The 6,230-nt window shown below is 67.9% G+C and carries 8 protein-coding genes; 5 read left to right on the top strand and 3 right to left on the bottom strand.

Annotation, left to right across the window (positions count from 1 at the left end; all coding sequences use genetic code 11):
* From QMX79_RS19520 to QMX79_RS19510, 3 genes are all read left to right on the top strand, one after another.
* Positions 1-498 (top strand): FAD-dependent monooxygenase (locus QMX79_RS19520; RefSeq protein ID WP_282248250.1); only part of this gene is annotated, 498 nt, incomplete at its 5' end.
* 115 nt (positions 499-613) lie between these two features.
* On the top strand, positions 614-955 hold the full coding sequence (locus QMX79_RS19515) for a hypothetical protein (RefSeq protein WP_282248249.1): 342 nt from the start codon (positions 614-616) through the stop codon (positions 953-955).
* A 156-nt stretch (positions 956-1,111) separates the two neighbouring features.
* Positions 1,112-1,537 carry a hypothetical protein gene (locus QMX79_RS19510; protein ID WP_282248248.1) on the top strand — a complete coding sequence of 142 codons (426 nt, stop codon included), beginning with the start codon at positions 1,112-1,114 and terminating at the stop codon, positions 1,535-1,537.
* A 7-nt stretch (positions 1,538-1,544) separates the two neighbouring features.
* Here the strand turns inward: QMX79_RS19510 and rlmM are convergent, their stop codons facing one another.
* The 3 genes from rlmM to QMX79_RS19495 are packed head-to-tail and all read right to left on the bottom strand — an operon-like array spanning position 1,545 to position 4,953.
* On the bottom strand, positions 1,545-2,591 hold the full coding sequence (rlmM, locus tag QMX79_RS19505) for a 23S rRNA (cytidine(2498)-2'-O)-methyltransferase RlmM (RefSeq protein WP_282248247.1): 1,047 nt from the start codon (positions 2,589-2,591) through the stop codon (positions 1,545-1,547).
* 24 nt (positions 2,592-2,615) lie between these two features.
* Positions 2,616-3,176 (bottom strand): nucleoside deaminase, encoded by a 561-nt coding sequence (locus QMX79_RS19500; protein ID WP_282248246.1) that lies wholly within the window; start codon positions 3,174-3,176, stop codon positions 2,616-2,618.
* A 28-nt stretch (positions 3,177-3,204) separates the two neighbouring features.
* Positions 3,205-4,953 carry a glutamine--tRNA ligase/YqeY domain fusion protein gene (locus QMX79_RS19495; protein ID WP_282248245.1) on the bottom strand — a complete coding sequence of 583 codons (1,749 nt, stop codon included), beginning with the start codon at positions 4,951-4,953 and terminating at the stop codon, positions 3,205-3,207.
* A 138-nt stretch (positions 4,954-5,091) separates the two neighbouring features.
* Here QMX79_RS19495 and QMX79_RS19490 point away from each other — a divergent pair, with 138 nt between their 5' ends.
* Positions 5,092-5,358: a DUF2007 domain-containing protein gene (locus tag QMX79_RS19490; protein ID WP_282248244.1), complete on the top strand. Its 267-nt coding sequence runs from the start codon at positions 5,092-5,094 to the stop codon at positions 5,356-5,358.
* 30 nt (positions 5,359-5,388) lie between these two features.
* On the top strand, positions 5,389-6,039 hold the full coding sequence (gene msrA / locus QMX79_RS19485) for a peptide-methionine (S)-S-oxide reductase MsrA (protein ID WP_282248251.1): 651 nt from the start codon (positions 5,389-5,391) through the stop codon (positions 6,037-6,039).
* Positions 6,040-6,230: the final 191 nt, after the last annotated feature.

The following is a 6,230-nucleotide window of genomic DNA, read 5'->3' as shown; positions in this document are numbered from 1 at the left end:
CCGCGGCCCGAGGCCGCGGCCGCGCGGGGGCGGGCGCTGGACGCGGCCGCCTTCACCGCCGAGCTGACCCGCGCCTGCGGCGCCCGGCTGGGCGCGATGACGCTGGCGTCGCGGCGCGCCGCGTTCCCGCTGCGCCGCCAGCTGGCCAACGCCTACGTGGCCGGCCGCGTGCTGGCGCTGGGCGATGCAGCGCATGTGGTGCATCCGCTGGCCGGGCAGGGGGTGAACCTGGGCCTGCGCGACGTGGGGGCACTGCATGCCACGGTGCTGCGTGCCCAGCAGCGCCGCCAGGACTGGGCTTCGCCCGACCGACTGCAGCGCTGGGCCCGCGAACGACGCAGCGAGAACACGGTGTCGGCCTACGGCTTTGACGCAATCAACACCATTTTTTCCAACGACGAGATGCATCTGACCCTGGCGCGTGGCTGCGCGCTGGGCAGCGTGGGCCGGCTGCCGCCACTGGTGTCGGCACTGTGGAAGCGCGCGGCGGGGTTGTAGGTCCCAGGGGATCGAAATCTGGAAGCGGGCCGGGCTGCCACTGCGCAGACTGCGGCGCGGCTGGCGCTGTCCGGCCTCGATAGCGCGTCGCGCTTCCCATCTTCCGGAACTCCCCATGGCACTTTCGCCCCTTGATCGTCCCCAGCAGCCCTCGTCGGCGAACCGCATGTTCGGCCGCGCTTCGCGAGGTGTCTCCGGCGGGCTCGGATTGCAGCTCACCACCGTACACAACCGCGGTGCGGCGTCGAAGCCGCTGCGCGACGCCACCGACGAGGCCAGGGGGGCGAAGTCCGTGGTGCCGCGCGCCGTCGCCGGGGGTGTCCACAAGATGCCAGCCGTCCAGCAGGACGACGTCGATCGCGACAGTTGCCAGTACTTCGTGAAGCTGTTGTTGTCCCACAAGCAGGGCATCCCGGTCGAACAGTGCCTCGAGTCGAACCGGCGTCGCCAGTGCTGATGCGTGCGGCGGCAAGGCCCCCGCGTTGGCGCGACGAGCCCGGGATGATTGATTCTTGAAAGTGGGTGGCCCCTGCGTTTCAGCAGACTGAACGGGTCTGGAGGCGTCCCACCGTAACGGGTGCGGCCGCGTCGCTCCCTTTCCCGAGGAAGAATCATGAGCATTGCCAAGGTTCTCAACCAGCTTTTCCGGCCGGCGTCGTTCAACGCTGAAAAGACCGTGCGCGCGATCGTTGCCCATCCCGAGGCGGCCGCGGAGGATTTCAATGGGCTGATCACGCACATCAACAACAGGTGCCACCCGTACGGCATCGGCTGCCGGGGCGAGGAGGGCCGGTGGGCGCAGGCGAACCTGGACAAGTTCGCCCGCTCCAAGGGCGCCGCCGCGCCGACCGAGGTCCAGGCCAAGCTCCTGCTGAACAGCCTCAAATCCCTGCAGCGCGACCTAGAGAGCCAGCGTCGCCCCGCGCAGTTGGCTGCCGGGGCGCACCCCAGCTGGAACAATGACCGTCTGAATGAATTGAACAAGGCGCTGAAACTGACTCACAGCCTGCAGCACTTCCGGGGCCCCGCCAGGGGCTGAGATTTCTTCAGCGCCCGGTCCAGGCCAGCACCGTGATCTCCTCACGGTCGTGGTAGAGCTGCTTGGCGCGCACGGTGAGCGGTCGCCCGGCCTGCGCTTCGAACAGCTCCAGGCACAGCCGGGTTTCGTCCCAGCGCTTCTTCATCGGCAGCTTGAGGTTGAAGATCGCGTGCCGGCACCAGCCCTCGCGGAACCAGGTCGCCATGCGTTCGGCCACGCGGCGCGGCTGCTCGACCATGTCGCAGACCATCCAGTCCAGCGGCGCCTCGGGCTGCCAGTGGAAGCCATCGGCGCGCAGGTGTTCGACCAGGCCGGTTTCCAGCACGTGCTCGCGCAGCGGGCCGTTGTCCACGCTGATCACGTGCATGTGCTGGCGGGTGAGCACCCAGGTCCAGCCACCGGGGGCGGCGCCCAGGTCAGCCGAGCGCATGCCGGGCTTGACCAGCTGCTCGCGCTCTTCCGGGCTCATCAGGGTCAGCAGTGCTTCGTCCAGCTTGAGGGCCGAGCGCGACGGGGCGTCGGGCAGCAGCTTCAGGCGTGGAATGCCCAGCGCCCACGGTGCGCTGTCGCGGGTATCGGCCACGCAGACGAACGCATGGCGACCGTCGACGAACACGATGTGCACGCGCGGCAGGCTGCTGTTGGGCTTGTCGGTGAGCAGGCCGGCCTTGCGCAGCGCCGGGCGCAGTGCATTGCCGAAGGCGCGGGCCAGGCCCGCCAGCGGCTTGCCCTCATCCGAATCGGGATGCTCCACCCACATGTCGCCGAAGCGCTGCTGGCCTTCCAGCGCGGCCAGGATCGGGGTGATGCGGTCGGTCGGGTCCAGCTCGCGCAGTTCGGCCAGCACCACCAGCTTCTGGCGGGCGAAGATCAGCGAACGCCAGGGCAGCGCCTTGGATAGCGCGGCGCCCTCGTCGGTGGCAAACAGCACGTAGCCATCGTTGCGCTGGGTGCGGGCGTAACCGGCAATGTTGGCGTAGGCGGCACGCTCGGCCAGCTCACCGGCCAGTTCGGGCTCGAAGCCCTGCCGGCACAGGCACAGCAGGCCACTCATCGACGCACGCCCATGGCGTGGGAATCAGTAATGCGCACCGTTGATCTCCCCGTACTGGCGCAGCACTGCGCGCGCTGCATCGCGTTCGATGCCGCGCACGACCTCGATGCCGCGCTTGTTGAGTTCGCCGATCCAGTCGGCCGGCAGCGGACCTTCATCGAACGGGGTCAGTTCTTCCACATCCTGCGCGCTGGCGCCGATCAGCAGCCGGTCGATGCCGGCCCAGATGGTGGCGCCGTAGCACTGGCAGCACGGCTGCGAGGAGGTGGCCAGGGTGATCGGCGACAGCACGTCGTTCAGGCGCGGGCTCTGCAGGCGCTGCTGGGCCAGCATGTAGGCCATGTTCTCGGCATGCGCCAGCGAGGTGCTGTGCGGCACCACGCGGTTGACGCCGGCCGCGATGACGCGGTCGTCCGGACCAAACACCACGGCGCCGAACGGGCCGCCGGTTTCCGCCTCGACGTTCAGCCGCGACAGTTCGATCGCCAGGGCGACCTTGGCGGCATCACCGGGATACGCACGGGCCAGGTCGATCTGGTCGTGGATCCAGGCGGGCAGGGTGAGGTGGACTTGCGCGTACAGCATGGGACAGGCCTTTCGAATGCGGTGGGGCTTACGCCGACCAGGTGTCGCGCAGGGTGACGCTGCGGTTGAACACGGGGGCGGCGGCGGTGTGGTCGCGGCGGTCGGCGACGAAATAGCCGGTGCGCTCGAACTGGAACGACTGTTCGGGCGCGGCGGTGGCCGCGGCCGGTTCGACGTAGCCGGTGACGGTGCGGCGCGACTCGGGGTTGAGGTAATCGCGGTAGGTCTTGCCTTCGGACTCATCGTCCGGGTTGGGCACCGAGAACAGGCGGTCGTACAGGCGGATTTCGGCCGGCACGGCGTGCACGGCGCTGACCCAGTGGATGGTGCCCTTGACCTTGCGGTTGGCGCCTTCCATGCCGGGACGTGATTCGGGATCCAGCCAGCCGCGCAGCTCGGTGATGGTGCCGTCGGCATCCTTGATCACTTCGTCGCAGCGGATGATGCCGGCGCCGCGCAGGCGCACTTCGCCACCGGGCACCAGGCGCTTCCAGCCCTTGGGCGGCACTTCGGCGAAGTCTTCGCGCTCGATCCACAGTTCGCGGGCGAACGGCACCTCGCGGGTTCCGAACGCTTCGTCCTTGGGGTGGTTGGAGAAGGTCAGCGTTTCGGCATGGCCCTCGGGCAGGTTGGCCAGCACCAGCTTGACCGGATCGACCACGGCCATGCGGCGCGCGGCGGCACTGTCGAGGTCTTCGCGCAGCGCGCCTTCAAGCACGCTGAAATCGATCATCGAGTTCTGCTTGCTGATGCCCACGCGTTCGGCGAACAGGCGCATCGCCGCCGGGGTGTAGCCACGACGACGCAGGCCCTGCAGGGTCGGCATGCGCGGGTCTTCCCAGCCATCGACCAGCTGTTCGGTGACCAGCGCCATCAGCTTGCGCTTGCTCATCACGGTGTAGTTGATGTTCAAACGCGAGAATTCGATCTGGCGCGGCTTGGCGGCTTCGCGCGGCAGGCCGCGTTCGACCAGCGGCGCGGTCAGCGCATCGTCATGGGCGAAGTCGACGTTGTCCACGCACCAGTCGTACAGGGGGCGGTGGTCTTCGAATTCCAGGGTGCACAGCGAGTGGGTGATGCCTTCGATGGAATCGCCCAGGGCATGGGCGAAGTCGTACATCGGGTAGATCGGCCAGGCGTTGCCGGTGTTCTGGTGTTCGACATGCTTGATACGGTACAGGGCCGGATCGCGCAGGTTGATGTTGCCGCTGGCCATGTCGATCTTGGCGCGCACGGTGCGCGCGCCGTCCGGGAACTCACCGGCGCGCATGCGGCGGAACAGGTCCAGGTTTTCGTCCACGCTGCGGTCGCGCCAGGGCGAGGGGCGGCCGGGTTCGGTCAGGGTGCCGCGGTAGGCGCGCACTTCCTCGGCCGACAGGTCGCAGACATAGGCCTTGCCATCGCGGATCAGCTTTTCGGCGGCCAGGTAGTAGGCGTCGAAGTAATCGGAGGCATGCCGCAGTTCGTTCCAGGTGAAGCCCAGCCAGCGCACGTCATCCTGGATGGCGGCCACGTACTCGGGGTCTTCCTTGGCCGGGTTGGTATCGTCGAAGCGCAGGTTGCACACGCCGGCGAACTCACCGGCGATGCCGAAGTTCAGGCAGATCGACTTGGCATGGCCGATATGCAGGTAGCCGTTGGGCTCGGGCGGGAAGCGCGTCTTGATCGCGGCATGCTTGCCGGCGGCCAGGTCCTCGCGGACGATCTGACGGATGAAATCCCGCTTTTCGTGGGTTTCCGGAAGGGCGTCGGTGGGGGCGGCAGTAGGCTCGGACATGATGCGCAGGCAGAAGGCAGAAAGATCGCCAGTCTAACGCGTCCCTCCGGGGCGCGTTAGACGGTAGGTGCCGACCGTTGGTCGGCACTCATTCGAGCGCCAGCGTATGCTGCCCCCAGAACCCCCGGGAGGCGCCTCATGCACGTGATCTACCAGGCCGACAACCTGTTCGACGCCCATCTGGTCAAGCACGCGCTGGAGGCGGCGGGCATCCCGGCCTTCGTGTTCGGCGAGTCGCTGCTGGGCGGCATGGGCGAGCTGCCGCTGTTCGGGGTGCTGCGGGTGTGCGTTCCGGACCTGGCCAGGCCCGAGGCGGAGCAGATCGTGGCGGGGCTGGACTTGGGCGGGCCGGAGGATGACCCCATATGGGACGGTGACGAAAGCGCCGGCCCGTTGCCGGCCTAGGAGAGCGCCATGTTGGGGATTGCCAAGGGCCTGTTGGGTATCGGGGCGTTCAAGCAGCGCCTGCCGCGCCCGGAAGAGGCGCTGCCCGGCCGCGAGCACGCGTTGCCGCTGCACAACCAGCACTACGTGAACAGCCACCCGCTGAAGGACGGCTTTGCCGGGCTGGAGCGGATCCGCTTCGCGATGGGCTGCTTCTGGGGCGCCGAGCGCAAGTTCTGGACCCTGCCGGGGGTGTATTCGACCTCGGTGGGCTATGCGGGCGGGGTGACCCCGAACCCGACCTATGAAGAGGTCTGTTCAGGCCTGACCGGGCACACCGAGATCGTGGAGGTGGTGTTCGACCCGGCCATCATCAGCCTGGGCGAGCTGCTGCAGGTGTTCTGGGAGAACCACGACCCGACCCAGGGCATGCGCCAGGGCAACGACACCGGCACCCAGTACCGTTCGGCGGTCCACGCCACGTCCCAAGCGCAGTTCGATGCGGCTCTGGCCAGCCGTGATGCCTACCAGCAGCGGCTGACCGAGGCTGGGCTGGGGGCCATCACTACCGAGATCGAGTTCCCGGCGCCGACGTATTACTACGCTGAGGATTACCACCAGCAGTACCTGGCCAAGAACCCGAATGGCTATTGCGGGATTGGTGGTACCGGGGTGAGTTGCCCGATCGGGGTTGGGGCTTGAGAGCCTGCGATTGCGTTTGATGCTGGGGCTGCCGGGCGTTTGCCCGGCAGCTTCATGCGTTTTGGCGAACAGCCGCTGGGCCTGCGCATGGCCTGAGCTGGGCCGGCGGGTGCGGGTTTGCGGGACACGCTGCAAGTACGTCCATGTAAGCTCGTTCGCGCCATCCATGGCGCTCTACGGTCCCGCAAACC

The organism is Stenotrophomonas sp. PS02300, assembly GCF_029959395.1.
Classification (GTDB): Bacteria; Pseudomonadota; Gammaproteobacteria; order Xanthomonadales; family Xanthomonadaceae; genus Stenotrophomonas; species Stenotrophomonas maltophilia_AD.
The sequence above is the reverse complement of the archived record's forward strand: the minus strand, read 5'-3'. Positions and strand labels throughout refer to the sequence as shown.

What these genes read in the sequence shown, in the direction of transcription:
- QMX79_RS19515 (WP_282248249.1), top strand. Translation starts at nt 614, where the DNA reads ATGGCACTTTCGCCCCTTGATCGTCCCCAGCAGCCCTCGTCGGCGAAC.
- rlmM (WP_282248247.1), bottom strand. Translation starts at nt 2,591, where the DNA reads ATGAGTGGCCTGCTGTGCCTGTGCCGGCAGGGCTTCGAGCCCGAACTG.
- QMX79_RS19495 (WP_282248245.1), bottom strand. Translation starts at nt 4,953, where the DNA reads ATGTCCGAGCCTACTGCCGCCCCCACCGACGCCCTTCCGGAAACCCAC.
- QMX79_RS19510 (WP_282248248.1), top strand. Translation starts at nt 1,112, where the DNA reads ATGAGCATTGCCAAGGTTCTCAACCAGCTTTTCCGGCCGGCGTCGTTC.
- QMX79_RS19500 (WP_282248246.1), bottom strand. Translation starts at nt 3,176, where the DNA reads ATGCTGTACGCGCAAGTCCACCTCACCCTGCCCGCCTGGATCCACGAC.
- QMX79_RS19490 (WP_282248244.1), top strand. Translation starts at nt 5,092, where the DNA reads ATGCACGTGATCTACCAGGCCGACAACCTGTTCGACGCCCATCTGGTC.